The organism is Sphingobacterium yanglingense, from assembly GCF_004363245.1.
In the GTDB taxonomy this organism is placed as follows: domain Bacteria; phylum Bacteroidota; class Bacteroidia; order Sphingobacteriales; family Sphingobacteriaceae; genus Sphingobacterium; species Sphingobacterium yanglingense.
The window spans coordinates 291278-316285 of the sequence record NZ_SNYV01000015.1 but is presented as its reverse complement, the minus strand read 5'-3'; the positions used below and the strand labels follow the sequence as shown (position 1 = coordinate 316285).

Sequence of the window (25008 nt, the reverse complement as noted above, 5' to 3'; positions counted from 1 at the left end):
TAAAGAAATGAGCACACAATCAATCCAAGTTGGAATTATCATGGGGAGTAAATCTGATCTCCCTGTTATGCAGGATGCAGTAGAAGTGTTAAAGGAATTAGGGGTAGGTTTTGAAGTTACTATTGTATCAGCTCACCGTACCCCTCATCGTATGTTTTCATATGCTGAAGAGGCGGCTTCTAGAGGTATTAAAGTAATTATAGCTGGAGCTGGTGGAGCTGCGCATTTACCAGGTATGGTAGCGTCAATAACCCATCTTCCTGTAATAGGTGTGCCAGTGAAGTCTTCCAATTCTATTGATGGTTGGGATTCTGTACTATCCATACTACAGATGCCAAATGGTATCCCTGTAGCAACTGTAGCTTTAAATGCAGCAAAGAATGCAGGAATTCTGGCAGCACAGATTATAGGGACTTTTGATGAAACAATAGGACAAAACTTATTGAGCTTCAAGAAAGGACTAAAAGAGAAAGTAGAAGAAACAGCTTCGGAAGTAGAAGCAATGAAGTTTTAAAAAGAAGGGCTGTAATCATTTTACAGCCCTTTTTAATTTTTCGTTATTTTGTCAGGAATTTTTGGACATAGTCATAACTCTTTTTGACACTCTCAAATTTGTTTGGCATATAGATGTCGTCTTGTTCGACAAACGCATATTCTAGCCCCGCTTGTTTAGCACTTTGTGAGATATTGATATAGTCAATCTGTCCGCTACCAACTTCAGTAAAGCGTATTTTGTTCTGTATAGAGTCGAATGGTAAACTGTCGTACTCTTTGCCTACTATAGGTTGGCTATAGCTTTTATCCATATCTTTTATGTGCCACATTGGGAAACGACCGGGATATTTTTGAAAATAAGATTGTGGGCTCAACCCTGATTTTTCAATCCAATAGATGTCCAATTCAAAAGCCACCAATTCGGGGTCTGTAAAAGCAATTAAAATATCTAATCCCTTTGTGCCATTGGCAAATGTTCTGAATTCCCAGAAATGGTTGTGATAGCCGATTTTGATACCTGCTTGTTTGGCTATTTCCCCAGCTTTGTTAAGCTGTTCGGCCGCATATTGGTAATCCTCAACCTTTAAGTTGTTAAGATCGTCCATAGGAGTTACAGGTGCTATGACGTACTTTTGACCTAGCTCATGTGCTGTCTCGATATATTTTTCAATCGGTTCTTTATCGGTATGATGTCTGCTGAGGTACCTACTCAAGTCATAGTGTCCACTATAGGTCTTTAGATCGATTCCGGCCATTATCTTCTTCAGTTCGGGTACGCTAAGTCCCCAAAAGGAATTCGTAGTGGTATCGAGACCGAATGTTTCGATATGGCTATAGCCTATCTTTGAAACGGTTTCCAGCGTGAGCTTGGCATCTTGGCTTAAGAGATCTCGTAATGAGTATATCTGTAAGCCTATGTTGGCGAAGGGCCCTTCTCCTTTTTGTTTGCTCGATGTGCAGGCATGGAGTAGGGAAGACCCTAAGTAGGCACTAGCTAAGCCTAAGCCTGTCTTTTTAATAAAGTTACGTCTTGTAGTCATCCTCGATAAAATTATATAGCGTACTAAATTTAACAAATGCTGTTGACAAATACGAATAGAAAGCTAGGTTTAGGGATTATGTGGATATTAAAAAAGCCATCCTTTTTTGAAGGATGGCTTTTTGATAGGATATGTATGAAAGGTTTACACCGTCATAATGTCTTTTTCTTTCAACTCTGCCAATTGATCAACTTTTACGATATAGCTGTCTGTTAGCTTTTGAACTTCAGCTTCACCGATTTTAATCTCGTCTTCGGAAGCTCCATCATTTTTTAGTTTTTTGATAGATTCGTTAGTCTCTTTACGGATATTACGTACCGTGACACGTCCTTTTTCAGCCTCTTCTTTTGCTTTTTTTACTAGATCACGTCTTCTTTCTTCTGTCAAAGGCGGAACAACCAAACGTATTATAGAGCCATCATTTTGCGGGTTTAACCCAATGTTGGAATCCATGATAGCTTTTTCGATAGTGCTTAAGAGGTTCTTTTCCCAAGGCTGAATTACAATTGTACGAGCATCCGTAGTATTGATGTTACTAACTTGAGAGAGTGCAGTAGCAGAGCCATAGTAGTCTACATAAATACCGTCCAACATGGATGGTGTAGCTTTTCCAGCGCGAATTTTTGTAAGTTCTGATTCGGTATGCTGCACGGCTTTTGTCATTCTCTCTTTGCAGTCATCCAATTCTATAGATATCAGTTCGTTCATATGTTTGTAATTTTATTTTTCTTAGCTAACAACAGTTCCAATATGTTCTCCTTCGGCCAATTTTTTCAAATTACCAGGTTTATTCATATCAAAAACTATGATTGGAAGATTGTTCTCCTGGCATAAGGTGAATGCTGTCATATCCATTACATTTAAGCCTTTTTGATAAACCTCTGTGAAAGAGATGTTGTCAAAACGAGTTGCACTCGGATCTTTCTCTGGGTCGGCTGAATAAATTCCATCAACACGAGTTCCCTTTAAAACAGCATCTGCATTAATTTCGATAGCTCTTAACGAAGCAGCTGTGTCTGTTGTGAAATAAGGGTTTCCAGTACCTGCACCGAAGATTACAATTCTGCCTTTTTCTAGGTGTCTTACTGCTCTTCTGCGAATAAAAGGCTCACAAATCTGTTCCATTTTGATCGCAGTAAGTAGTCTTGTTTTTAGCCCTACTTTTTCTAAAGCATCTTGTAGAGCCATACTATTAATTACGGTTGCCAGCATGCCCATATAGTCAGCTTGCACTCGGTCCATACCTGCTTTTTCTGCGCTTAGGCCTCTGTAGATATTTCCTCCTCCAATGACAATAGCTATTTCTAAACCTTGTTCATGAATTTCTTTAATGTCTTTGGCATATTGAGCTACTCTATTGATGTCAATACCATAGTTTTGCTCTCCCATTAGAGCTTCACCACTGAGTTTTAGTAGGATACGTTTATATTTCATGCTTGATTTTTTCGGAATATTTCCAAAAGTCAAAGATATAATTTTTTTTCCGCCTACGACGGACTTAAAACGATTTGTTTTCTTTTTTTAAGCTGTCAATGGCTTTTTGATAATAGCGTTCATACAAGGGCAAGATCTGTTTGATGTCAAAATCCTTAGCGCGAGCATAAGCCGCTTTTTTGAATTCTTCTAGGCGAGGACAGTCCTCCAGAATGTGGATGGCATTTTTTGCCATGTCATCAACGTCGCCAATATCGCTCAAAAATCCAGTCACGCCATTGACATTCAGCTCAGGAAGCCCGCCTGTATTGGTCGATATTACAGGTACACTGCAGGCCATCGCTTCTAATGCGGCCAATCCAAAGCTCTCTGAGGATGAAGGCATGAGGAATAGGTCCGAAACAGACAATATTTCTTCGATAGCATCTTGCTTGCCCAAGAAACGGACACTACTAGAGATTCCCAATTGTCTTGAAAGCTCTTCGGCATTACTACGTTCGGGACCATCACCAACCATCAATAGTTTGCTTGGTATTTTTTGATTGACTTGATGGAATATACGTACTACATCTGTCGTATTCTTTACCTTCCTGAAATTGGAAGTATGTATCAGGATGCGCTCATCATCCGGGGCAATGGCTCTTTTGAAGTGCTCTCTCTTTTTGTTGAAAAATCTTTCGAGATCAATGAAGTTGGGGATTACTTCGATGTCTCTAGTGATGTCGAAAAACTCTAAGGTCTGTTTTTTGAGACTTTCTGATACGGTTGTGACACCATCGGATTCATTGATGGAGAACTGTACAACTGGTTTGAAACTTTTGTCTTTGCCTACCAATGTGATATCCGTACCATGTAGTGTAGTGACTACGGGGATATTGATGCCATAACTACGAAGAATCTGTTTTGCTAAGTAAGCGGCCGATGCGTGTGGAATAGCATAATGTACATGTAGTACGTCCAACTGTTCGAAACGAACGACGTCGACGAGCTTGCTAGCCAATGCAGATTCGTAAGGAGGAAAGTCAAAAAGTGGATACTGGGAAACAGCAACCTCGTGATAGAATAGGTTTTCGGAAAAGAAGTCTAACCGTGCAGGTTGACTGTAAGTAATGAAATGCACTTGGTGACCTTCGGAGGCTAATCCTTTTCCTAGCTCTGTAGCTACGACTCCTGAACCACCAAATGTGGGGTAACAAACTATTCCTATTTTCATCAATAATTTCTATTAAGTTAAGTGATGAAGCTATCAAGAGCATTTTCGGAGGCATATAGCCCGATTTACCCATGATGGTTTCATGAAGTTTTTTTTATATTTATAACAATCAAATTTAAGTAAGGTTTAGCAATCATTTTGCAATAAAATCGTAAAGTTTATAGTATGTATATTAAATCGGAAGATTTAAGGAAGGAAGTGACATTTAAGACTTCCCGGTCTGGAGGAGCTGGAGGACAGAACGTAAATAAAGTAGAAACGAAAGTGACGTTGTTGTGGGATGTTGCAAACTCTTTACTATTGTCTCCCATACAAAAAGATATTATTCAGTTTAAGTTGGCACATCGTATACATTCAGAAGGGCTGGTACAACTTGAAGTTTCGGAGAGTAGGAGTCAGTTGGCAAATAAAGATATCGCTATAGAGCGGCTGCATAATCTACTGATAAAGGCATTGACACCCACAAAGAAACGTATTCCGACAAAAGTACCTCGCTCGAAAGTATTGGCCCGGTTGGACCGAAAAAACAAACTATCCGAGAAGAAATCGAATAGAAGATGGCGATTGGATTGATTTTAATATGTTGTTTTACAGTTGTTTGTGTTTTAAACTAAATAATTAGTTTCAAAACTAGTTTTTTAGTTATACATTCGTTTTATAATCGATTATCGGCAGACGTGCCTTTTTTAATAAACAGTATTATGGACGAAATTAAAGAACTTACAAAAGCAGAAGAGCAAATCATGCAGGAACTCTGGGACATGGGAGGTGGATTTGTTAAGGAAGTTATAGATCGACTCCCGGAACCAAAACCTGCATATAATACAGTTTCTACTATTATCAGGATTCTACAGACCAAGGGTTTTGTAGATCATCAAGCCTTTGGCAAAAGCCATCGGTATATTCCAGCGATTTCGAAGGAAATGTATAAGAAAGTAGTTGCGGACAAGTTGTTGAATGGTTATTTTGATAACTCGCCGAAACGGATGCTGTCTTTTTTTCTAGAAGAAAATAAGTTGGATGTAAAAGAATTGGATGAAATATTGGCAATAATCAATAGACACAAATAACAAGCTATCCATTGCTTGATTATAAACTTAATTACTTATGGTTTACTTACTTCTGGTTAATATCGCCTTGACGATAGGTTTTTGCCTATATCATATTTGTTTCCGAAAGTTGACATTCTTTCAATGGAATAGACTTTATTTACTTGGTATTGTGGTTCTGGCAATCCTTATACCTATAGGGCTATTCATTGATATATCAAGCTTAATAGCAGAGGATGAAGTCATTCCTCATGTTAATTTTATAGAGGTCATGGATGTGATATATATACCTATAGTGGTAGATACTTCTTATAGCTTAGTTGACCTGCTCACGGTCCTGTATTGGACTGTTGTCAGTCTTGGAATAATTGCTTTGGTATATCGGTTATGGATGGTCAACAGGGCATTTGCAAGTGAAGAAAGCCATGTGAGTTTTTCATTTTTTAAACGGGTGTTTTTGGGAGCAGAGGTCAGGAATGATCAGGTAATAGATCGGCATGAACAGGTCCATGTGGAGCAAGGACATTCCTATGATGTACTACTATTGGAGCTTATTTGTGTGTTTAATTGGTTTAACCCCATAGTTTATCTTATTCGAAAGGAGCTAAAATTTCAACATGAGTGTATCGCCGACGAGTTCTGCTCGGAGGATAAGGTAGCTTATGCGGAGTTGTTGGTGGCGAATGCGATGCGAACAGATTTGAATAGTCTGGTCCATGAGTTTTCGAACCAGTCATTCTTAAAAAAGAGAATTATGATGTTATTTAAAAATAAATCGTCGAATAGAAATAAGTTGTTTTATTTGGCAAGCCTTCCTGTATTGTTAGTAGCAATTGGGTCTACATTGGTTTTTAATACAAGTAGAGCCAAGGAAGTGGTAGCTAGTGTAGAAACGCAGTTGGCTGATGTTAGTTTTCCTAAGTCAGCTATATCAGCAGATCGAATGGAGTCGGAAGTAGGGACCTCGAATCTTCTATTGCTAACGGATCAGGATACTTCAAAGAAGATTAATACACAGGACCCGGTTGGTGATGAGGTGATTTTTGAAACTACGGAAATAAACCCGGAACCTCCAGGAGGAATGGTAGCTTATCGTAAATGGATTGGAGAAAACTATCAATACCCAAAAGCAGCGATAGATGCTGATATAAAGGGGACATTGCAAATTTATTTTGTTGTTGAGAAAGACGGACAGTTGAGTAATCTTAAGGTAGTTCGAGACCTTGGATATGGTACAGGGGAGGCTGCTCTTGATATGCTTAGTAAATCGGCTAAGTGGTCACCAGCTGTTCAGAATGGGAAAGCGGTGCGCATTGCATACACCTTACCAATACGATTGGATTTGACAACAATGTTCCAAAAAAGAACAAATTATAGGGCCAAACCTGAACTAGGAGAGAGCAGGCTCCAAGAATGGTTGGTATCATCCTATAAATCTCCACGCACATTGACATCCAAGGATCTGGATCCTTGGATGTGGGCAACGTTTGATGTTGCACCTGATGGCTCTCTTTCAAACTTTGCGGTTGGGTCTGTGTTAGAGGAAAGCTTTAAATCTCGTTTTGTAGCGTTATTGAAAAATACAAAATGGATTCCAGCTGAAGAGAACGGTGCTAAGCAAAAATCCAGAGCTGCGGTTGGATTGAGACTTGCAGGCGGTGGGGCAGTTCTTTCTAAAGGAGAGCGTGTAGAGGTACTACCTGAGCCTAAAGGAGGAATGCGACAATTTATGGTGTCTGTAGCAAGCAAAATTAGTTTTCCCCCTGTTCTAAGAAGCTTGAAGCAAGAAGGGACATTGGTCGAATTGGGATTCGATGTATTACCAAACGGAGAATTGGGTAATTTTAAGGTGATTACAGAAGCTCATGCCGGTATGGCAAAAGATGTAATAGCAGCAGCAAAAAGCTATGGAAATTGGAGCCCTGGTATTATAGATGGCAAAAAAACGGTTACATCCTATACACTACCTGTTCAATATGATCTAGAGGGAGATGGACAGGTGAGAATTGCAGGTCTCATGGGAGGGAACATGCGGGTTTATCCAGGAAATTAAACCATTATGCGGTCACATTTGATTGTCTTATTTATCCTTGTCTCTTTAGCTTTAGCAGGATGTAAATCTCCACGCTTTGCCAAGGGAGGGGTATTTGTCGAGGATGTAGATCGGTATTTCAATACAGATTTAAGTCATGCAAATGTCTGGTTGTATATGGATATTAAGCCCTTTAACCCAAAGGGAACGGGGTTAAAGATGAAGCAGCTTTATCCGGATGATAAGCAGGTTATGAAATCAGTCGGTATTCATACGAAGGGCAGTAAGCTTTTATTTTCGGCAGTCCCGGATTCAAAACCTCAGTATCACCTTATTGCTATACAGCATCGGAATGCAGTTGAAAGATTAGATGGTTACGAAAGAAAAGTGCAGGACAGTGCATTTTATTTTCAACGAGATATAACGTCTGGTAGGTTAGACATCCGGCATATTTATATCCCCTATAGGGAAGATGGTGCATTGAGTCTCATCTACTATATCAGTACCGAAAAGCATCTTGACTGCCGTTTCTGTAAAGTCGATTACCTGGCACGTATTAATGCCTTGGAACTACAGAAAAAAGATAACGATAGTCTCCGTTGGCAGATAACAGATTGCAAATACGGAGAGGTAAGAAAGTCTGTCCATTTAAAATCCGATCGGAGTATGTTGTTCTCGAATCAGATTGCTTTTTTAAAGGTGTATTTGGACTTTGAAAATGGGAATGCAGGTCTCCAGTATTTTCAGATCTTAAAACCAATTGATCGGGACGGTATTGAGGTGAGCTTGTGTCCAGGGCGATACTATTTGGAATACCTAGATGCTGAATCAAAAGTGGTACAGCGAGACACACTGTCTATAAAAGATTAGTTTTTAGCACTCTTCGAAAGAATAAGAGCTGACTTTTTGGAGTCAGCTCTTATTTTATGTTATGCTAAGAATTCTTTTTCTAAATCTAAAGGAGCGATATACTGTCCATTTTTATAAACACGCATATTGCCACCTGAAATCTCATCGATGAGGATGATTTGATTGTTCGTTTTGTCGTAACCGAATTCTAATTTGATGTCGTAAAGGTCTAATCCTTTTTTCGCCAATTCCGCTTTAACTATGTCACATATTTTAACGGTTAGTGCTTTTAATTCCTGGTATAGTTCTTTGGTTAATATACCCAGATTTTCCAATGCATCCTCAGAGATAACAGGGTCTCCGCGTTCATCATCTTTAATCGTAACCTCTACAAAACCATTAAGGTCTTGACCTTCTTGGCAATAAGCAGCATAACGTCTGTAGAAGCTTCCAACTGCCTTATAACGACATATCACCTCTAGTCCTTTTCCTAGTACTTCTGCTTCTTTAACGACCATACTGACATCGTCTAGGTCAACGGAAATTAAATGTGTAGGAATCTGAAGACCATTCAACAGTTCGTAAAAATATTTGGTCATCTTTAGTCCTGATTTACCGGCTCCGTCTATGGTCAAGCCTACGGTATTGGCTCCCGGGTCAAAGACTCCATTTTCACCTGTTACATCATCTTTGAACTTTAATAGATACTGGCTGTTACCTAGATTGTAGACATCCTTAGTCTTACCTTTATAGATTAATTGCATGAGAAGTTGAGTTTAAAGCGCGCAATTTAATACTATTTTGCCAAATATCCGCCATCCACAGGATAATATGATGCGGTGACAAAAGATGATTTTTCTGTAGCAAGCCAAAGTACGAGTTCAGCCACTTCTTCGGGTCTTCCTAGTCGTTGGAAAGCATGTTGGCTAGCTAAGTACGTTTGGGTATCTTTATCTAATGCATTTTCGATCAATGGGGTTTCAATGAATCCAGGACCTATGGCATTGACTCGGACTCCCTTAGTCGCGTATTCCCAGCCTGCCGTCTTGGTCAGTCCTACGACACCATGTTTAGCAGCGACGTAAGCCGCAGAATTCATGAATCCAACAGATCCAAGTATAGAAGCAACATTGATGATGCTGCCGCCTGATTTTGCGATCTCAGGCAGTTGATAGTGCATACCATAGAAAACACCATTTAGGTTGATGTCAATAACTTTATTCCAACCTTCGATTGATAATTCGCCGACTGGGTTCGATTCACCCCCAATTCCTGCATTATTCACGGCCACATGTAAGGCTCCAAAATTAGCAACGGCAGCCTCCACAATCTTTTCATTGTCTTTGGGGGAGGAAGAGTCTGCTTTAACAAAAATTGCGTTATTGCCTTCGCAATTATTGATAAAATCATTCCCTGCTTTGTCATTGATGTCAGAGATTACGACCTTGGCACCTTCTCGAATGAAGATCTCAGCTATTGCCTTTCCAATTCCTGAAGCTCCACCGGTTACGATGGCGACCTTATTTTCTAACTGTTTCATACCTGTTTAACTTATGTTATATCCTTTAGTAACAAGTTAGCCAATATCTCTTTAGAAAAGTATGGAGAAGAAAGGAAAGCGTTTGATTATGACTCTACTAGGAAAAAAATACGTAGAGTTTACATTCACGTGAAAATACTAATGTCCTCTCTTTAGGCTTTGCACCTGTTGCTTCAGCGATTCAATCTTATATAAGAGCTGTTGTACAATTTCTATTCCTTGAATATTGAGTTCCAAATCGTAATGCCAGTTTTGGTATTTCTGGATTCGCGCGACTTCATCCTCATGTACGAATTCTTGACTCTCTATGATCATGATTTCTATCAGACCATTTTGGTGCAGCTCTTTAATAAAAGCTGCTTCGATGTTGTTGGATCGGCAGATGTCAACTATTTTGAATAATGTAGCTTCCATATTATTTTTTATTTAAAGCGGCTGCTTGTTCAAAGAGTTTCTTTTGTTCTTCACTAAGATCGCTTGGTATTTTTACAGCGACTTCAGCGTAGAAATCACCAAATTTACCTTCCTGTTTATAAAGAGGGAATCCTTTTTCTTTTAAACGGATTTTTGAACCGTTCTGCGTACCGGATTTTACTTTTACTTTTATTTTTCCTCCTAGTGTATCTACGATTGCCTCTCCTCCAAGCAAAGCTGTAAATAGATCTATTTCAACTTTGCTATATAAATCGTTGCCTCTGCGATCAAAACGAGGGTCAGGTAGAATGTGGAAAGTGATATAAAGGTCACCGTTGGGGCCTCCATTTACTCCAGCAGCACCTTGCCCTTTGAGGCGTATTTTCTGACCGTCTTGAACTCCTGCAGGAATCGTGATACGAATATTTTTACCGTTTACGGTGAAAGTCTGTTGATGGGTGTTGCTGGCTTGCTGTAGTGTGAGTTCTATCTCTGCGTTATAATCCTGGCCTTTAAATGAACCTTTACGCCCCGCTCCGAATCTGGATCCAAAAAGCTGTTCGAAGAAATCTGAGTATTCACCGGTTTCGTAATTGCCATTATAATCGAATCCCTCAAAAGGATTTTGTTGTGCAGATCCACTTGGTCTACCTCTGTATTGCTGTTGAGCTCGCTCGTATTCCTCACCGTGTTTCCAGTTTTCACCATACTGATCATATTTTTTTCGCTTTTCAGGATCGGTCAAAACTTCATTTGCTTCATTGAGCTCTTGAAATTTCTTTTTGGCCACTTCATCATCTGGATTTAAGTCAGGGTGATATTTGCGTGCGAGTTTGCGATACGCTTTTTTAATGTCCTCTTGGCTTGCGGTTTTGTCAAGCCCTAATGTGCTATAATAATCTACAAATGCCATAATTACTTGTTGATATGTAATAAACAAATGGAAGGACGATTTGTTTAAATAATAAAGCCGTCCCTAGTTTGGAACGGCTTTACTAATTTTATTGACCTGAAAGCTATTTCTTATTGCTATCTACCACAAGTCTTTTTGCTCTATTGGCTATTTCCCAAGTCGTATAGAAAATTAATTTTTCTCTTTTTACCATCATCGGGAAGTCAATTTTGTCGACAGTATCCTCAGGAGTATGGTAGTGGGGGTGTAGTCCCGAAAAGAAGAACGCTGATGGAATTCCTTTTTCTGCAAAGTTGTAATGGTCTGACCGGTAATAGAGTCGCATAGGTTCATTAGGGTCATTATAGGAATAATCTAATCCAATCTGTACAAAGTCTTTGTTGGCTTGTTCAGTAACCTGCTGTAATTCCGAACTGAGTTTGTCTAGTCCTATAGCATGTAGGTAATTATGGTCTCCATTTAAATGCTTATCATCAATACGGCCTATCATATCTATGTTGATACAAGCTACTGTGTTTTTTAATGGGATTATAGGGTGCTCTACATAGAATTTAGATCCGAGGAGTCCTTTTTCTTCAGCGGCTAAACCAATAAAAAGAATACTTCTTCGCGGTCCGTTGCCTTCTTTCTTGGCCGCAGAAAAAGCTCTTGCTAGTTCTAGTACAGCAACTGTTCCAGAGCCATTATCGTCCGCGCCAGGGAAGAATGTCCCGTCGGGTAATATACCATCGTGGTCATAGTGTCCGCAGATGACAATTACTTCGTCTTTTAAGTCTGAGCCTTCTAATAGCCCCAGCACATTGGGATCATCCAATTTTTCTTGGTTCACCCCCATTTCCGCCTCCAATTGACTCTTTATTATTATCGGCTTTTGAACGCCTTTGCGTGCTAGTTCTTTAAAAGTAGTTAGTGAACTATTAGCTTTGGATAATATTTTATTGGCAATATCCTCGTTTATATTAACAACAGGAATAGACTGAGTAACTGCACGGTTTACATTTCCCTGATCCAGTGAAATGCGAGCAGACGATGACCTGCCTCTCATTCTGTTTAACATACTTGCCACAAGAGGTGTGGTTGCCAAAATCAGTTTAGGTTCTAGTTTGACAAGCTCCTGTACTCTTTTGAAACGACTTTTAGACCATTCGGATTCTGTACTATTACCTGTCAAAAGTGAATTTCCATCTTGATCGAATGGCTCTCCTTCATTCAGTACTAAAACAACTTTTCCTTTGATATCTGTAGACTTAAGTTCGTTGTAAGCATTGTGTTGAAGACCGTAGCCTACGAAAACTATCTCTTGTGAAGTGAATTTTTTGATATCATTGTCTCCTTGGACATAGAAGTCTTTTCCGTTTTCATAAGAAGTCTTGTCGATACTGAAGTTTTTTACGATATGCTCTGTACGTAACAAGGAGACAGGCTGAAAGAATGAATCGTTGTTGACGATGGGTTTCAATCCGTAGCTCTTGAAGTGATCGGCAATATAGTTTGCTGCTTTTCTTCCACCTTCCTGTCCGGTACCTCTTCCTTCAAACTCTTTACTGGCCAATATCGTGAGGTGCTTTCGGGAGCTCTCTTCGGTGATGAGTTCCCCATACTTCTTTTGTACCTGAGCGAAGCTACAGCTGTACAGCGCAGGTAGGATTAATAAAATAGAAAATAGTCTCCTCATGGTTTCGGTCTTTTAACTAATTACAAGCAATCTTATTGACACGGTTGGCATGTCTGCCACCTTCAAAATCTGTCGTTAGGAAAGTGTGTGTTATTTTTTTTGCGAGCTCTAAATCGACAAAACGTGCAGGGATACAGATAATGTTTGCATTATTATGCTGACGGGCTAGAGCTGCAATTTCATTTTGCCACGCTATAGCTGCGCGTATTCCTTGATGTTTATTCGCCGTGATAGCGACACCGTTTGCACTCCCACAGATTAAGACACCTAGCGTGTTTTCCGCAGTTTCTACAGATGTAGCTACCGGGTGGGCAAAGTCAGGGTAGTCCACAGAGTCAGCACTCGAAGGTCCAAAATCTTGGACATCATGACCTAGTTCCTTTAAGTAAGAGATGATTTCTACTTTATAGTCAAATCCAGCGTGATCGCTGCCTATTGCAATTTTCATATGTTTATAAATTTGATCGATGTTAACTGTTATAAAATTCTTTTTCTCTTTTATCTTTTTGCTTTTTTACATTAGCAGATACCATGATACTGAGTTCATATAGAATGAACATCGGGGCACTAACGGTCAAGAGTGTTATTACATCTGCCGTCGGAGTAATGATAGCTGCAATAATCAGGATTATTACAATAGCATAACGACGACTCGCACGCATAAATTGTGGCGTCATAAGGCCCAATTTGGAAAGAATGAAGATCAAAATCGGAAGTAAGAAGATAACCCCACAACCTAATGTCAATGTTGCTATTGTAGAAAGGTAAGAATCTATCGTAATCTGGTTTGTTATTTCTTGGCTCAAGGATACATTGGCTAAGAAGTTAACAGACAAAGGAACGACGATATAATACCCGAATAAAGCTCCTATGACGAACAGTAGGGTCGCATAGAACACGAAACCTCGGGCAGATTTCCGCTCAATCTCTGTAAGCGCTGGCTTTATAAAAAGCCATACTTCAAATAGAAGATAAGGGAAACCTAAAGCCAGTGCCATTAACAAACAGGAGTTTATCTGTAACATAAACTGTCCTGCTAGTTCGGTATTAATGATGTTGAATGGTATGCGTTCTACACAGAATCCATCTAAGTTCATCAGTGCTCCAACTTTACACATCATACGGTAGGTCCAGAAATCTAGATTTTTTGGGCCCATGATGATCTGATTGAAGACAAAGTCGTAAAAAGTAAAGGATAGGATAGCAAATACAGCAATCGCTATTACGGAACGGATGATATGCCATCGAAGAACTTCTAAATGTTCAAAAAAAGACATTTCGGCTTCTATATTCTTTCCTTTTTCTTTGATGGCGTCAATTAGTTTTTTACTAGACATATTGGGTGTTTGTATAGAAAACAAAAATACCATTCTTTAGGAGAAGAATGGTATCTTTTAATATAAAACAAAAATTTTACGTTTAATCTTCGTCTGGATAAGCCGTTAGGTCAAAAGTTTCCATGAATTTCGTGGTAAAATTGCCTGCTCTGAAATTAGGATCACGCATCAAACGTAAATGCAAAGGGATAGTTGTTTTAACTCCCTCGATAACAAATTCGCTAAGTGCGCGTTCCATTGTATTGATTGCTTCCTCTCTTGTCTGTGCAACACAGATTAATTTAGCGATCATTGAATCGTAGTTGGAAGGAATCGTATAGCCTGCATAGACGTGTGTATCTACACGCACACCATGACCTCCTGGCGAATGGAAATTTGTAATCTTGCCTGGTGAAGGGCGGAAATTGTTAAATGGATCCTCTGCATTGATCCTACATTCGATTGCATGCATGGTTGGTTCGTAACTTTTTCCTGAAATAGGAATACCTGCTGCTACTTTTATCTGTTCTTTGATCAAGTCAAAGTTGATAACCTCTTCTGTAACGGGGTGTTCTACCTGGATACGGGTATTCATCTCCATAAAGTAGAAGTTACGATGTTTGTCTACCAAAAATTCGATCGTACCTGCACCTTCGTATTTAACCGCTTGAGCTCCTTTTATTGCTGCTTCTCCCATTTGGGCACGAAGTTCTGGTGTAATAAAAGGAGAAGGAGCTTCTTCTACCAATTTTTGATGACGGCGTTGTATAGAACAATCTCTCTCAGAAAGATGACATACGGTACCATATTGGTCACCGATTACTTGGATCTCGATGTGACGGGGCTCCTCGACATATTTTTCAAGATAAATACCGTCATTGCCAAAAGCAGCTGCAGATTCCTGACGTGCCGAATCCCAGCTAGGCTCGAAGTCTTCATCTTTTGTAATGATACGCATGCCACGGCCACCACCACCGGCGGTAGCTTTGATAATAACAGGGTAGCCGATTTCATTGGCCAATTTAATACCTGTTTTTACATCTGGGACAAGACCATCAGAACCAGGTACCGTAGGTACTCCTGCTTGTTTCATGGTGTCTTTAGCCGATGCTTTATCACCCATTTTTTCAATTTGCTCAGCGGTAGCACCAATGAACTTGATTCCGTACTCTGCACATATTGCCGAGAATTTGGCATTCTCAGATAGGAAACCATATCCTGGATGTATTGCATCCGCATTGGTTAACTCGGCTGCAGCAATGATATTGGGGATATTAAGATAGGAATCTTTACTCGCTGGGGGGCCAATACAGACGGCTTCATCTGCAAAGCGCACATGTAGACTATCTCTATCCGCTGTTGAATATACGGCTACACTTTTGATTCCCATCTCCCGGCAAGTGCGGATGATGCGTAAAGCGATTTCGCCTCTATTTGCTATTAATATTTTTTTGAACATAGTAAATGACTTGGTGAATACTTGATACGGGACAGTTTTGTTCCGTACTGTAGGCTTTTCAGAAAAAACAGTAGGGTGCTTATGTGCCTACTACTGTTTCTCTAAATTCAAAAAGCTGCTTTTTAAGCAGCTTAAGATTATCTTGGGTCAACCAAGAATAAAGGTTGATCGTACTCGACAGGTTGAGCGTCGTTTACTAATATTTTTACGATTTTACCGGAAACTTCAGATTCAATTTCATTGAACAATTTCATAGCTTCAACGATACAGATTACTTTTCCAGGAGTGATATCGTCACCTACATTGACAAAAGATGCTTTGTCTGGTCCTGGTGAGCGATAAAAGGTACCTATCATAGGAGATTTTACCGTAATCAAATGCGATTCATCGTCAGCAGCAGGAGTTGCAACTACCGCTACAGGTGCTGCAGCAGGGGCCGCAGGAGCAGTTGGAGCAGCTACAGGTGCTACAGCAGGTATAGCTGCTGTTACGTAAGTAGGTTCCTGATTTGTTTTTATTGTAATCTTGAAATCTTTTTCTTCAATCGATACTTCATTCACACCTGATTTAGATACAAATTTAATCAGATCTTGAATTTGCTTGATATCCATACTCATACTTCAGTAGGTTTTATTTTATTTAAATAATTTTAAAATAGCGTGTAAAGATACATAAAAAGGACAAACTTAGTAAGCCCATTTTAAATATATAGAGCCCCATGTAAATCCTCCACCAAATGCGGCGAGAACGAGGTTGTCTCCTTTTTTTAGTTGACTTTCCCATTCCCAAAGGCAAAGTGGAATTGTTCCACTAGTGGTATTTCCATATTTATGGATATTTATCATTACTTTTTCTTCAGGTAGCCCAGCTCGTTCGGCAGTCGCATCGATGATACGTTTGTTTGCCTGGTGCGGTACAAGCCATGCGATGTCGTCTGCTGTCAGCTGATTGCGGACCATGATTTCATGGGCAACATCGGCCATATTTGTAACGGCAAATTTGAATACAGTCTTTCCTTCTTGATAGGCATAGTGTAAACCGGCCTCTACTGTTTCGTGGCTAGCAGGATTTAATGAACCACCCCCTTTAATATTTAGGTATTGTCCACCAGAGCCATCAGTTTTCAATAGGGTATCTTGTATCCCATTTCCTTCTGTATTGGGTTCTAGTAATACTGCACCACAACCATCACCAAAAAGGATACAGGTATTACGGTCTTTATAATTTACGACAGAAGACATTTTGTCTGCGCCGACAACCAATACTTTTTTGTGTTTTCCGGATTCGATAAACTGTGAACCAGTAGTCAAACCAAATAAAAAGCCGGAACAGGCAGCTTGTAAATCATATCCCCAAGCATTTTTAGCTCCGATTTTGTCGGCCAAAATGTTGGCGGTTGCTGGAAATAACATGTCCGGTGTACTGGTGCAGAAGATAATTAAATCGATCTCCGCAGCGGTTATTCCTCTTTTTTCAAGTAATCCTTTGACAGCGGGTACGGCTAGGTCTGATGTCGCAAGGCCTTCACCTTTAAGGATGCGACGTTCTTTGATACCTGTGCGAGAGACAATCCACTCGTCATTGGTGTCAACCATTGTTTCTAGTTCCTTGTTTGTTAATATATAATCCGGAACATAACCATTTACGGCCGTAATAGCTGCATGAATTTTAGACATATTATCTTAGTTAAAAGCAGATTTGATTTTGTCAATAAATTTAGATTCTATCATATCCTTAGATAATAATAGCATGTTTTTTATAGCTTTAGGACTGGAGATTCCGTGTCCTATAATGACTGGAGCATTGACACCTAATATAGGACTCCCGCCATATCGCTCATAATTGAACCTGTCAAAAAAGTCGTCTTTAAATCCTTTTTTTAGAGTCACTACGTAGAAGGACTCTGCGAGTTTTAAGACTACATTTCCTGTATAGCCATCACATACATAGACATCAGCTTGGTCCGTGAACAAATCTCGGCCTTCGGCATTACCTATGAAGTTGATTTTTGGGTTGGCTTTTAACAGGGGATAGGTTGATATAGTTAAGATGTTTCCTTTTTCTTCTTCTTCGCCAATGTTTAGAAGTCCTACTTTTGGATTTTCTACTCCGTACACATGTTCCGAATACAAGCTTCCTAGTAAAGCGAACTGATTGAGCATTTCGGGTTTACAGTCAGCATTCGCTCCTACATCTAATAGGATTCCGTAACCATCTTTTAGTTTGGGAACATTGGTTGCTATTGCAGGTCTTAATACGCCAGGAATTGTCTTTACGCTGAACATTGCGCCAACAAGCATAGCGCCAGTATTTCCTGCAGAAGAGAATGAATCTATCTCACCATTTTTTAGCAATTCAAAGCCTTTAGCTACGCTTGAATTTGGTTTTTGAGAGATAGCTTTGGTTGGGTGTTCATGCATCGAAATATTTTCCGGAGCATGAATGTAATCAAATAATGAAGGGTCTACACCTGCTTCTATTATTCGATTTTTGCTGTCTTCTTCATTTCCGATCAACACAATACGTTGATCACTTTTAAGAACTTTTTGGGCCTCTATGGCACCAAGTATTGTGGAATTTGGAGCATAATCTCCTCCTAAGACGTCTAATCCGATCTTCATCCGTTATTATTTTTCTAAATCAATAATACGCAAAAAACATCCCAAGTTAAAGCAAAATGTTAAATAATTAAGCTTTTTTGGGATGTTTTTCAAAAGATATTTTTTAGACAGCGGCTGTGTTCTCGATAATCAATTTACCGTTGTAATATAAATTGCCATCTACTTCATACGCTTTGTGTGGTACGTGTACAGCGCCAGTTTCTTTACATACTGTCAATGTAGGTCTTTCAGCCTTATAATGTGTTCTTCTTTTGTCTCTTCTCGATTTCGAAGTCTTACGTTTTGGATGTGCCATCTCGTATTATGTTTTTTTAATTGTTTTTAATATTCTTTAATGCCGCCCAACGTGGGTCTATATGCTCACTCTCTGTTATTGACTCTTCTTCTGTATCGACCGTACCACTGATCTTTGCTAGCATTTCTGGGTCGCAAGATATATTTTCCCCTTGTTCGCTACATTTAGCGTAGTATGGGACCTGTACGTTGATATACTCATACAGTAGATTGGCAATGTCTAATTCATGATCTGCCTTGTTTAAGACGATGACCTCTTCAGTGTCGTTTGTCCACTCTTCATCAATAAACTTGACAATCACACGCTCTGTAAAATGTAGCGGAGCATCAAACTCCGTCAAACATACATCGCAAGTTAGTGAAATCTTTCCACTGATGTCAAAATTGACTATCAACATGGTCTCTTGCTTCTGTAATGAAACCTTTGCAAGAAGCTTTCCTTTTTTTACTAATGAATGCTCAAAGCAGTCAAAGAACTTGTCGTCAATCTCAAACTCAAAATCATGTATCCCCGCAGCAAGTCCTGAAAAAGGTATTCTATATTGTTTTAGATACTTCACAATCCTGTATTTGAGCCTGCAAAATTAATGTTTTAAAATCAAGGATGCAATTATTTTGTCAAAATAATTTTTATTCCTCGTCACCGTAATATTTAGTGCCTAATTCTATTTTCTGGCGACCATTGGCCATACGCCATTTATTGGTGTCGCGAAGGGAATAGGCGCATCCGCAATATTCTTGCATATAGAATCTTTCCCTTTTGCTAATCTCTAACATACGGGCAGAGCCCCCTTTTTTTCGCCAGTTGAAAGTCCAATATTCCATGTCGGGATGCCTAGATGCAGCACGTACACCACAGTCATTGATCTGTTCCATGTTCTTCCAACGGGAGATACCTAGGGAGCTGGATATGACATCGAAGCCATGGGCGGCAGCATACTCTGCGGTTTTTTCAAAACGCATATCAAAGCACATGGTGCATCGTATCCCCTTTTCAGGTTCATGCTCCATGCCTTTGGCGAGCTCAAACCAGTGATCGACATCATAATCGGCATCTATAAAGGGAATGTTATGCTTTTCAGCAAAACGTATATTTTCCTCTTTGCGGATGTCATATTCATTCCTTGGGTGGATATTGGGGTTATAGAAGTAAATTGTAAAGTCGATGTCCGAAGAAATCAAAGCTTCCATTACTTCTCCCGCACAAGGGGCACAGCAAGAGTGCAATAAGAGCTTTTTACCATCTTTAGGTAAAGCTATTTTTTCCCTTATCAATTTGTTGTTACCATCCATTGTAGTTTCCTTCTGAAGTGCAATTTTACGGAAAACTCTCTACATTAGAAAGTTTTAATTGTATTGTGGCACTTTCAGCTCTTTATTCGTTAGCTATGTTATTAAGTGTGAATTTTCTGTAAGGTGTGCATGAATACAAAGCATTTTATATAAGTTTGCATATAAGAATTAAGACGTAGCATGAAGAATTATCTCTTTAGTATAGTAGTAGGGTGTATACTGATATCCATAGCAGGTTGTAAGCGGGATGATGATGAACCGGAACGGGTTCGGAAGCCAATTTCTAGGTTGTACGTGTCGACTTCAGATTATTCAGCAGGATCAGCATCTGCTTCTATTTTTAATGTTTGGCCTGTTGATAATGTTGACGGAGAGGAGTTGCCCGATAGATCGGAATTCCGCCCTTTTAAATCTGCAGCAAAAGGGGGAAGAATGATTCATTATAGCCCTTTTAACGGTGGTAGAATCTTTCAGGGAAGTATGAATCCTATTTCTAATTTGGATACGGCCGTGCATGTCATGGGAATTAGTAAAACCGGAGTGCTGGATAATAAAAGTAGTTTGAATAGTCGAATTTACGACAATGTGAGAGGGCTGTATTATACTGTAGAGAGTGATGGAAAATTAACAGAAGATTACTTACTTATAGCTAATGCGTCGGATACAACAGATGGTGCTAATGATCCTAACTATACCTTATTTGCTGTTTTTAAACCTGAAAATACAGGAAGTTACTCTCGACCTAGATATCGTATGAAGTTACGTCATAATCCTTGGGGCGTACTAACTATTGATAGAGATTTAATTATTTCTAGGGCTGAAGAGGGGAAAGGTGCAATTATTATTTATAAAGGCTATAGAAATAAATTACTGCAAAACGGTGATTCGGTAATGCAGGAATTGGATCATTACGTGTTGAATATTCCAGGTGCTAATAATGTAAGAGGAATAAGTTACTCTAAATCTGCAGATATCCTGATGGTGACAGACTATGGTCCGTCGACCTCAGGTACAACACCAGGAAATGTCGGACGAATTTTGATTTTTGAGAAGTTCTCGCAGTATAAAGCAGCACAGGATATCACACCAACACGTATTGTAGAAGGTGATCTAACTCAGCTCAAGGAGCCGACTGATGTAGCAATAGATGGAAAAGCTGGTGGTAAATATTTCTTTGTAGCTGATCCTGTCAGTAAGCGTGTTTATCGTTTCTTGATCAGTGATAATGGAAATGTTAAGCCCAATGGGGAATTGAATTTTGACAATAGACCCCCGCAATCAGTATCTTTGGACTCCCGCTAGTCAAAATCGTGCAATAACTGAAGTAAGGAAGCTATTTCTTCCCTTTTTTGCATGTTCCCAAGATTATCATAGGCTGTTGTCAAGTTGCGAAGTACGCGCTTGATAATAGCGATATTAGAGCAGGGGAGTGTGTACTCTTCTTTTGGCGGGAGGTTGAGTTGCTTCAGAAAAGAGTAAATATCATCATGCTTCATGACCTGGCCCCGGTTGAATACGTTTATGTAAAATAAAGGACTCTCATGTTCTTCTTCGATATAGGCAACTACAAAGTGTTTTGGCAAGTTGATGCCGTAGATAGGAATATCTAGTTTTTGTGCCACAATGCTGTAGATACAAGCGAGGGAAATTGGATTTCCTTTTTTTGTTTCCAGTACTTTATGTAAAAATGAGTTCTGAGGATCGTGATAATTTGTGGTATTCCCTGAAAGGCCAAATTCTCTGAAAATGATATTGTTCAGGAGTTTGACTTTTTCTAATGGGCTCATATCATACATCAGCTGAAACCAGGCGTTTCGTCGTAGTTCGGCTAATTGATATTGAACAATATTTTCGTCGAGATTGGGGTACTGATAGCGATTGACTATCAAGAGTCCTTCCAAAAGATCTTCATTATTTTTTAGTGCCCATAATTGTAATTCATTTTGAACCTGTTCAAATTGAATTTTATGGATGATGTTTTCAATGCGGGTCTGGGACAAAGGGTCAAACGAAGATTCCCAACTCGCCTCGAGTTGGGGTACAACTTCAGGTCCATAGATTATCAATTGCTGCTCGACCTGATTGAAAATCTCCACGTCGGGATCATCCAACAATGAAATAAGTGCTTTCAATTCCGCTTCCTTCATATACCAATTTACGAAAAATAAAGCGCTTGTACAATATTTCTATTGTTATATGTCTTTTAGCTGACCATCTAGCATATTGATTGTACGTCGACCATATTCGGCATTTTTCTCAGAATGTGTCACTTGTATAATGGTAACACCGTCTTCATTGAGTTGTTTAAATAAAGACATGATATCCTCGCCCTGTTTGGAATTGAGGTTACCGGTCGGTTCATCTGCAAGCAGAAGCTTGGGCGAACCTGCAAGTGCTCTGGCAATACCTACGATCTGCTGCTGTCCACCGGAGAGCTGAGAAGGGAATAGGTCTTTTTTGCCCACAATACCGAAGCGGTCTAGCATATCAGCAACAATTGCCTTGCGCTCTTTGCTGGATAGATTTTTATAGATAAGGGGCGTCTCTATGTTTTCATAGACGGTAAGCTCGTCAATAAGATGATAGGATTGAAAGACATATCCCATATGAGATTGGAATAGAGCAGCTCTTTTCTTCGCCTTAAGGGCAAGGACGTCTTCACCCATAAAGTAGTATTTTCCTTCATTAGGTTCATCAAGTAGGCCAATAACATTAAGCAATGTTGATTTACCCGAACCAGATGGCCCCATTATCGACACAAAGTCCCCCTGCTCTATATGTAGGTTAATGTCTTTTAACACGAAAGAACGAGCGCCGCCAACCTGATACCATTTGAATATATTTTCTAGCTTGATCATTTTTAGTATTTAGTATTTAGTATTTAGTATTTAGTATTTAGTATTTAGTATTTAGTATTTAGTATTTAGTATTTAGTATTTAGTATTTAGTATTTAGTATTTTTTACTTTAAATAGCTGTTTTGTCTCGGTCATTCATCCCTAAGCGAGTTTACAGGATTCGTTTTTGCAGCTTTGAATGATTGAAAGCTGATGGTGAGTAAGGTTGTAAGAATCCCTATTATCCCGGTCAAGACAAACATCCACCAGCTTAGTGTTATATGGTAGGTAAAATCTTCTAACCATTTGCTGAGTAGATACCAAGCTATGGGAGCCGAAATTAGAAAGGCAATCAATATCCAACGAATAAAGTCTTTTGCCAGTAATTGAAAGATGCCCACGTTGCTCGAACCTAAAACTTTCCGGATACCAATTTCTTTGGTCCGCTTCGCAATTATTACTGATATTAGTCCTAAAAAACCGAATATACTGATTATAATAGAGAGGCTAGCGGCAATCCAGATCAGTTTTTCCAATAGCGCTTCCTTTTTATAGAGATTGGCAATCTGTTCATCATAAAAGTGATATTCAAAGACCTCATTCGGATACAAGATTTTCCATTGTTGTTCCAAAGTGTTCAGTAATCTGCTTGATGCTGTTCCTGCGTATTTTATGGCGACATTTTTGAACCGTGTTTCATTGTACCCTAATACTGTGGGGGCTATAGCTTCATTCAGGGAGTGCGTACTGAAATCGGCAACTACACCTATAATCTTGCCTTTGTGCTGATCATTCAACCCGCCAGCCATTAGATTCTTTCCGATAATATCCTGGGCCTGTGTATAACCTAATTTGTGAAGCATAGTCTCATTAATCAAGAATTGCGGATTTTCCATATCCTGATTAAAATTATCTCCAGCCAATAGATGAATGCCGAAAGTACTTAGATAGGAACTATCTCCAATTGCAAATCGTGGAGCCCAGGTTTCCCATTCTGTGCTGTCGTCAAATTGTACGGTACCGCCCCATACTTTATCGTATGATGGTGGATTGTCGCAAAAGGAGTAGCTGATTATTGCAGGGTTTTCTCTTAATAAGTTAGACACTTTTTCTTTTTGGGCCCACATTTGGTTTTTTATGGGAATAATCAGAACCGATGATCGGTCAAAACCTTTGTCGGTATTTTTTAAATAACGGACCTGGCTCACGATTACAATAGTCCCAGTAACCAATAAGAGGGCAATTGAGTTCTGAAGTACAACTAGTGTACGTTGAGTAAAGTTCCATCGACCTAGTGCCAGCTTTTTTATCCCGGTCTGTATATGTAATTGTTTAAGAAATAGACTAGGATAAATACTGGTCAATAAGGCTATGCCCCACCATAACAGTAGAGATATCATCAAGAAAGAGCCAAGAGGTATTCGTTGAATAGGATCCGTTAAGAAGAGGTATTTATTTGCCCAGTCGAATGCGATGAAAAACAATAACCAAGCTAGTATTAAGGCAATAAGTGACAACAATAAGGTCTCTATCGTAAATTGCAGGAACAATTGTTTTTTTGTTCCCCCTAATGCCTTCCGTATCCCCATCTCTGTGCTTCGGTATAGTTGTTGGGCAGATGTCATATTGATATAATTGACGCAGGCCATCCCAAGTATGCCAAGACCAATGCTGCCCAAAATGATCAGTAACGACTTTTGTGTACCCTTGCCGTAGTCTTTATCAAAATGAAATTCAGGTAATCCTAGTAATTTATAGTTGTAGTATTCAAGTACATCCTTATGCCAATGCTTAGCCACGAGATCGTGCAGGCTTTTTTCTACCAAAGACTTTGTATTAGGCTGGTGCAAGGACATTAGAATGTTATTACTGGTATGGGTATAGCCCCAATTATTAAAGAAACTGTCCTCTGTTATTCCCTTAAGTCCTTTAACCGATGCTAATGAAAAATAGATTTCGGAGCGGAAGTCCGAGTTTTTCCTACTGTCGTCAATAATTCCGACCACGGTAACCGGATGTTGGCTTTCCACCCAGATAGTCTTACCAATGACATCTGCAGTGCCGAAATACCGTTCAGCGATAGACTTGGTTAGTGCGACAGTATTCGGCTCATTCAGCTGTTGGACATCTCCTCTCAACCATGGAAAGTTTAAGATTTCAAAATAGGTCGCGTTTGTAAATGCAGCCTTACCCTCCGTTTTAAATAACTTATTGTCTATTTTAAGCGTGAGCTCCTGCTTATCCATATATAAGGTGACGTGTTCCACCTGCGGAATTTCTTTTTCAATAGCCGTATACATGGCATAAGATCCTCCTTTGCTATGCTCGAGTTGCTCCAGTTTTAGATCCTGAACAACCATGAATATACGGTCACTTTTTTGATGGAAACGGTCAAAGCCGAGTTGGTATACAATGAAGGTATAAATGAACAGACAGCATGCGATAGCCAATGCCAGCCCCCATACATTGAGCAGGGTATGTATTTTATGTTTGGACAGATGTCGGATTGCTGTTATAAAAAAATGTTTTATCATC

The 25008-nt window shown here is 39.5% G+C and carries 26 protein-coding genes and 1 pseudogene; 6 read left to right on the top strand and 21 right to left on the bottom strand.

The window, feature by feature from the left end; translation table 11 throughout:
• Window positions 1-7: 7 nt before the first annotated feature.
• Entirely contained in the window at window positions 8-514 is a 507-nt protein-coding gene (gene purE / locus CLV99_RS15120; protein ID WP_133585351.1) for a 5-(carboxyamino)imidazole ribonucleotide mutase, read from the top strand.
• Window positions 515-557: 43 nt separating this feature from the next.
• Here purE and CLV99_RS15115 read toward each other — a convergent pair whose 3' ends face one another.
• The 4 genes from CLV99_RS15115 to bshA all read right to left on the bottom strand — a co-directional run bounded on the left by CLV99_RS15115 (window position 558) and on the right by bshA (window position 4182).
• A complete protein-coding gene (locus CLV99_RS15115) occupies window positions 558-1535 on the bottom strand; it encodes a sugar phosphate isomerase/epimerase family protein (protein ID WP_133585350.1) in 978 nt (325 codons plus the stop codon).
• Between the two features lie 144 nt (window positions 1536-1679).
• Window positions 1680-2243 (bottom strand): ribosome recycling factor, encoded by a 564-nt coding sequence (gene frr / locus CLV99_RS15110; RefSeq protein WP_133585349.1) that lies wholly within the window; start codon window positions 2241-2243, stop codon window positions 1680-1682.
• Window positions 2244-2264: 21 nt separating this feature from the next.
• Complete coding sequence (gene pyrH / locus CLV99_RS15105) at window positions 2265-2969, bottom strand: UMP kinase (protein ID WP_133585348.1); 705 nt, start codon at window positions 2967-2969, stop codon at window positions 2265-2267.
• Between the two features lie 64 nt (window positions 2970-3033).
• Window positions 3034-4182, bottom strand: a complete 1149-nt coding sequence (gene bshA, locus CLV99_RS15100; protein WP_133585347.1) for an N-acetyl-alpha-D-glucosaminyl L-malate synthase BshA — start codon at window positions 4180-4182, stop codon at window positions 3034-3036.
• 195 nt (window positions 4183-4377) lie between these two features.
• On the opposite strand from bshA, the pseudogene arfB reads away from it, so the two are divergent.
• From arfB to CLV99_RS15080, 4 genes and pseudogenes are all read left to right on the top strand, one after another.
• Window positions 4378-4755: pseudogene (arfB, locus tag CLV99_RS15095) on the top strand (alternative ribosome rescue aminoacyl-tRNA hydrolase ArfB); the annotation flags it as partial.
• Between the two features lie 128 nt (window positions 4756-4883).
• Window positions 4884-5252, top strand: a complete 369-nt coding sequence (locus tag CLV99_RS15090) for a BlaI/MecI/CopY family transcriptional regulator (RefSeq protein WP_133585345.1) — start codon at window positions 4884-4886, stop codon at window positions 5250-5252.
• A 37-nt stretch (window positions 5253-5289) separates the two neighbouring features.
• On the top strand, window positions 5290-7284 hold the full coding sequence (locus CLV99_RS15085; protein WP_133585344.1) for an energy transducer TonB: 1995 nt from the start codon (window positions 5290-5292) through the stop codon (window positions 7282-7284).
• Between the two features lie 6 nt (window positions 7285-7290).
• Window positions 7291-8133: a hypothetical protein gene (locus tag CLV99_RS15080; RefSeq protein ID WP_133585343.1), complete on the top strand. Its 843-nt coding sequence runs from the start codon at window positions 7291-7293 to the stop codon at window positions 8131-8133.
• A gap of 59 nt (window positions 8134-8192) precedes the next feature.
• Here CLV99_RS15080 and CLV99_RS15075 read toward each other — a convergent pair whose 3' ends face one another.
• From CLV99_RS15075 to CLV99_RS15010, 14 genes are all read right to left on the bottom strand, one after another.
• Window positions 8193-8876 (bottom strand): phosphoribosylaminoimidazolesuccinocarboxamide synthase, encoded by a 684-nt coding sequence (locus CLV99_RS15075; RefSeq protein WP_133585342.1) that lies wholly within the window; start codon window positions 8874-8876, stop codon window positions 8193-8195.
• 32 nt (window positions 8877-8908) lie between these two features.
• Complete coding sequence (locus CLV99_RS15070; RefSeq protein WP_133585341.1) at window positions 8909-9652, bottom strand: SDR family NAD(P)-dependent oxidoreductase; 744 nt, start codon at window positions 9650-9652, stop codon at window positions 8909-8911.
• Between the two features lie 138 nt (window positions 9653-9790).
• Window positions 9791-10066 carry a chaperone modulator CbpM gene (locus tag CLV99_RS15065; RefSeq protein WP_133585340.1) on the bottom strand — a complete coding sequence of 92 codons (276 nt, stop codon included), beginning with the start codon at window positions 10064-10066 and terminating at the stop codon, window positions 9791-9793.
• A 1-nt stretch (window position 10067) separates the two neighbouring features.
• Window positions 10068-10979: a DnaJ C-terminal domain-containing protein gene (locus CLV99_RS15060; RefSeq protein ID WP_133585339.1), complete on the bottom strand. Its 912-nt coding sequence runs from the start codon at window positions 10977-10979 to the stop codon at window positions 10068-10070.
• Between the two features lie 103 nt (window positions 10980-11082).
• Complete coding sequence (locus CLV99_RS15055) at window positions 11083-12654, bottom strand: M28 family peptidase (RefSeq protein WP_133585338.1); 1572 nt, start codon at window positions 12652-12654, stop codon at window positions 11083-11085.
• A 16-nt stretch (window positions 12655-12670) separates the two neighbouring features.
• Complete coding sequence (gene rpiB, locus CLV99_RS15050) at window positions 12671-13102, bottom strand: ribose 5-phosphate isomerase B (RefSeq protein ID WP_133585337.1); 432 nt, start codon at window positions 13100-13102, stop codon at window positions 12671-12673.
• Window positions 13103-13124: 22 nt separating this feature from the next.
• On the bottom strand, window positions 13125-13991 hold the full coding sequence (gene tatC, locus CLV99_RS15045; RefSeq protein WP_133585336.1) for a twin-arginine translocase subunit TatC: 867 nt from the start codon (window positions 13989-13991) through the stop codon (window positions 13125-13127).
• A gap of 82 nt (window positions 13992-14073) precedes the next feature.
• A complete protein-coding gene (gene accC / locus CLV99_RS15040; RefSeq protein WP_133585335.1) occupies window positions 14074-15429 on the bottom strand; it encodes an acetyl-CoA carboxylase biotin carboxylase subunit in 1356 nt (451 codons plus the stop codon).
• A gap of 137 nt (window positions 15430-15566) precedes the next feature.
• On the bottom strand, window positions 15567-16046 hold the full coding sequence (gene accB / locus CLV99_RS15035; RefSeq protein WP_133585334.1) for an acetyl-CoA carboxylase biotin carboxyl carrier protein: 480 nt from the start codon (window positions 16044-16046) through the stop codon (window positions 15567-15569).
• Window positions 16047-16115: 69 nt separating this feature from the next.
• Window positions 16116-17105, bottom strand: a complete 990-nt coding sequence (locus CLV99_RS15030) for a beta-ketoacyl-ACP synthase III (RefSeq protein WP_133585333.1) — start codon at window positions 17103-17105, stop codon at window positions 16116-16118.
• A 6-nt stretch (window positions 17106-17111) separates the two neighbouring features.
• On the bottom strand, window positions 17112-18050 hold the full coding sequence (gene plsX / locus CLV99_RS15025) for a phosphate acyltransferase PlsX (protein WP_133585332.1): 939 nt from the start codon (window positions 18048-18050) through the stop codon (window positions 17112-17114).
• Window positions 18051-18153: 103 nt separating this feature from the next.
• Complete coding sequence (gene rpmF, locus CLV99_RS15020; RefSeq protein WP_021068848.1) at window positions 18154-18345, bottom strand: 50S ribosomal protein L32; 192 nt, start codon at window positions 18343-18345, stop codon at window positions 18154-18156.
• A gap of 16 nt (window positions 18346-18361) precedes the next feature.
• Window positions 18362-18904, bottom strand: coding sequence for a YceD family protein (locus tag CLV99_RS15015; RefSeq protein WP_133585331.1), 543 nt, complete (start codon window positions 18902-18904; stop codon window positions 18362-18364).
• A 70-nt stretch (window positions 18905-18974) separates the two neighbouring features.
• Window positions 18975-19637, bottom strand: coding sequence for an epoxyqueuosine reductase QueH (locus CLV99_RS15010; RefSeq protein WP_133585330.1), 663 nt, complete (start codon window positions 19635-19637; stop codon window positions 18975-18977).
• Between the two features lie 180 nt (window positions 19638-19817).
• Between CLV99_RS15010 and CLV99_RS15005 the strand changes: the two genes are divergently transcribed.
• A complete protein-coding gene (locus CLV99_RS15005; RefSeq protein ID WP_133585329.1) occupies window positions 19818-20939 on the top strand; it encodes a hypothetical protein in 1122 nt (373 codons plus the stop codon).
• On the opposite strand, the gene CLV99_RS15000 is transcribed toward CLV99_RS15005, so the two are convergent.
• From CLV99_RS15000 to CLV99_RS14990, 3 genes are all read right to left on the bottom strand, one after another.
• A complete protein-coding gene (locus CLV99_RS15000; protein ID WP_133585328.1) occupies window positions 20936-21784 on the bottom strand; it encodes a transglutaminase-like domain-containing protein in 849 nt (282 codons plus the stop codon). The two genes, CLV99_RS15005 and CLV99_RS15000, sit on opposite strands and share 4 nt — an antisense overlap.
• A gap of 45 nt (window positions 21785-21829) precedes the next feature.
• Window positions 21830-22495, bottom strand: a complete 666-nt coding sequence (locus tag CLV99_RS14995; protein ID WP_133585327.1) for an ABC transporter ATP-binding protein — start codon at window positions 22493-22495, stop codon at window positions 21830-21832.
• 130 nt (window positions 22496-22625) lie between these two features.
• Complete coding sequence (locus CLV99_RS14990) at window positions 22626-25007, bottom strand: ABC transporter permease (RefSeq protein ID WP_133585326.1); 2382 nt, start codon at window positions 25005-25007, stop codon at window positions 22626-22628.
• Window position 25008: the final 1 nt, after the last annotated feature.

Excerpts from the sequence above, each read along its gene's own strand:
- purE (WP_133585351.1), top strand. The coding sequence starts at position 8 with ATGAGCACACAATCAATCCAAGTTGGAATTATCATGGGGAGTAAATCT.
- CLV99_RS15115 (WP_133585350.1), bottom strand. The coding sequence starts at position 1,535 with ATGACTACAAGACGTAACTTTATTAAAAAGACAGGCTTAGGCTTAGCT.
- frr (WP_133585349.1), bottom strand. The coding sequence starts at position 2,243 with ATGAACGAACTGATATCTATAGAATTGGATGACTGCAAAGAGAGAATG.
- pyrH (WP_133585348.1), bottom strand. The coding sequence starts at position 2,969 with ATGAAATATAAACGTATCCTACTAAAACTCAGTGGTGAAGCTCTAATG.
- bshA (WP_133585347.1), bottom strand. The coding sequence starts at position 4,182 with ATGAAAATAGGAATAGTTTGTTACCCCACATTTGGTGGTTCAGGAGTC.
- CLV99_RS15090 (WP_133585345.1), top strand. The coding sequence starts at position 4,884 with ATGGACGAAATTAAAGAACTTACAAAAGCAGAAGAGCAAATCATGCAG.
- CLV99_RS15085 (WP_133585344.1), top strand. The coding sequence starts at position 5,290 with ATGGTTTACTTACTTCTGGTTAATATCGCCTTGACGATAGGTTTTTGC.
- CLV99_RS15080 (WP_133585343.1), top strand. The coding sequence starts at position 7,291 with ATGCGGTCACATTTGATTGTCTTATTTATCCTTGTCTCTTTAGCTTTA.
- CLV99_RS15075 (WP_133585342.1), bottom strand. The coding sequence starts at position 8,876 with ATGCAATTAATCTATAAAGGTAAGACTAAGGATGTCTACAATCTAGGT.
- CLV99_RS15070 (WP_133585341.1), bottom strand. The coding sequence starts at position 9,652 with ATGAAACAGTTAGAAAATAAGGTCGCCATCGTAACCGGTGGAGCTTCA.
- CLV99_RS15065 (WP_133585340.1), bottom strand. The coding sequence starts at position 10,066 with ATGGAAGCTACATTATTCAAAATAGTTGACATCTGCCGATCCAACAAC.
- CLV99_RS15060 (WP_133585339.1), bottom strand. The coding sequence starts at position 10,979 with ATGGCATTTGTAGATTATTATAGCACATTAGGGCTTGACAAAACCGCA.
- CLV99_RS15055 (WP_133585338.1), bottom strand. The coding sequence starts at position 12,654 with ATGAGGAGACTATTTTCTATTTTATTAATCCTACCTGCGCTGTACAGC.
- rpiB (WP_133585337.1), bottom strand. The coding sequence starts at position 13,102 with ATGAAAATTGCAATAGGCAGCGATCACGCTGGATTTGACTATAAAGTA.
- tatC (WP_133585336.1), bottom strand. The coding sequence starts at position 13,991 with ATGTCTAGTAAAAAACTAATTGACGCCATCAAAGAAAAAGGAAAGAAT.
- accC (WP_133585335.1), bottom strand. The coding sequence starts at position 15,429 with ATGTTCAAAAAAATATTAATAGCAAATAGAGGCGAAATCGCTTTACGC.
- accB (WP_133585334.1), bottom strand. The coding sequence starts at position 16,046 with ATGAGTATGGATATCAAGCAAATTCAAGATCTGATTAAATTTGTATCT.
- CLV99_RS15030 (WP_133585333.1), bottom strand. The coding sequence starts at position 17,105 with ATGTCTAAAATTCATGCAGCTATTACGGCCGTAAATGGTTATGTTCCG.
- plsX (WP_133585332.1), bottom strand. The coding sequence starts at position 18,050 with ATGAAGATCGGATTAGACGTCTTAGGAGGAGATTATGCTCCAAATTCC.
- rpmF (WP_021068848.1), bottom strand. The coding sequence starts at position 18,345 with ATGGCACATCCAAAACGTAAGACTTCGAAATCGAGAAGAGACAAAAGA.
- CLV99_RS15010 (WP_133585330.1), bottom strand. The coding sequence starts at position 19,637 with ATGGATGGTAACAACAAATTGATAAGGGAAAAAATAGCTTTACCTAAA.
- CLV99_RS15005 (WP_133585329.1), top strand. The coding sequence starts at position 19,818 with ATGAAGAATTATCTCTTTAGTATAGTAGTAGGGTGTATACTGATATCC.
- CLV99_RS15000 (WP_133585328.1), bottom strand. The coding sequence starts at position 21,784 with ATGAAGGAAGCGGAATTGAAAGCACTTATTTCATTGTTGGATGATCCC.
- CLV99_RS14995 (WP_133585327.1), bottom strand. The coding sequence starts at position 22,495 with ATGATCAAGCTAGAAAATATATTCAAATGGTATCAGGTTGGCGGCGCT.
- CLV99_RS14990 (WP_133585326.1), bottom strand. The coding sequence starts at position 25,007 with ATGATAAAACATTTTTTTATAACAGCAATCCGACATCTGTCCAAACAT.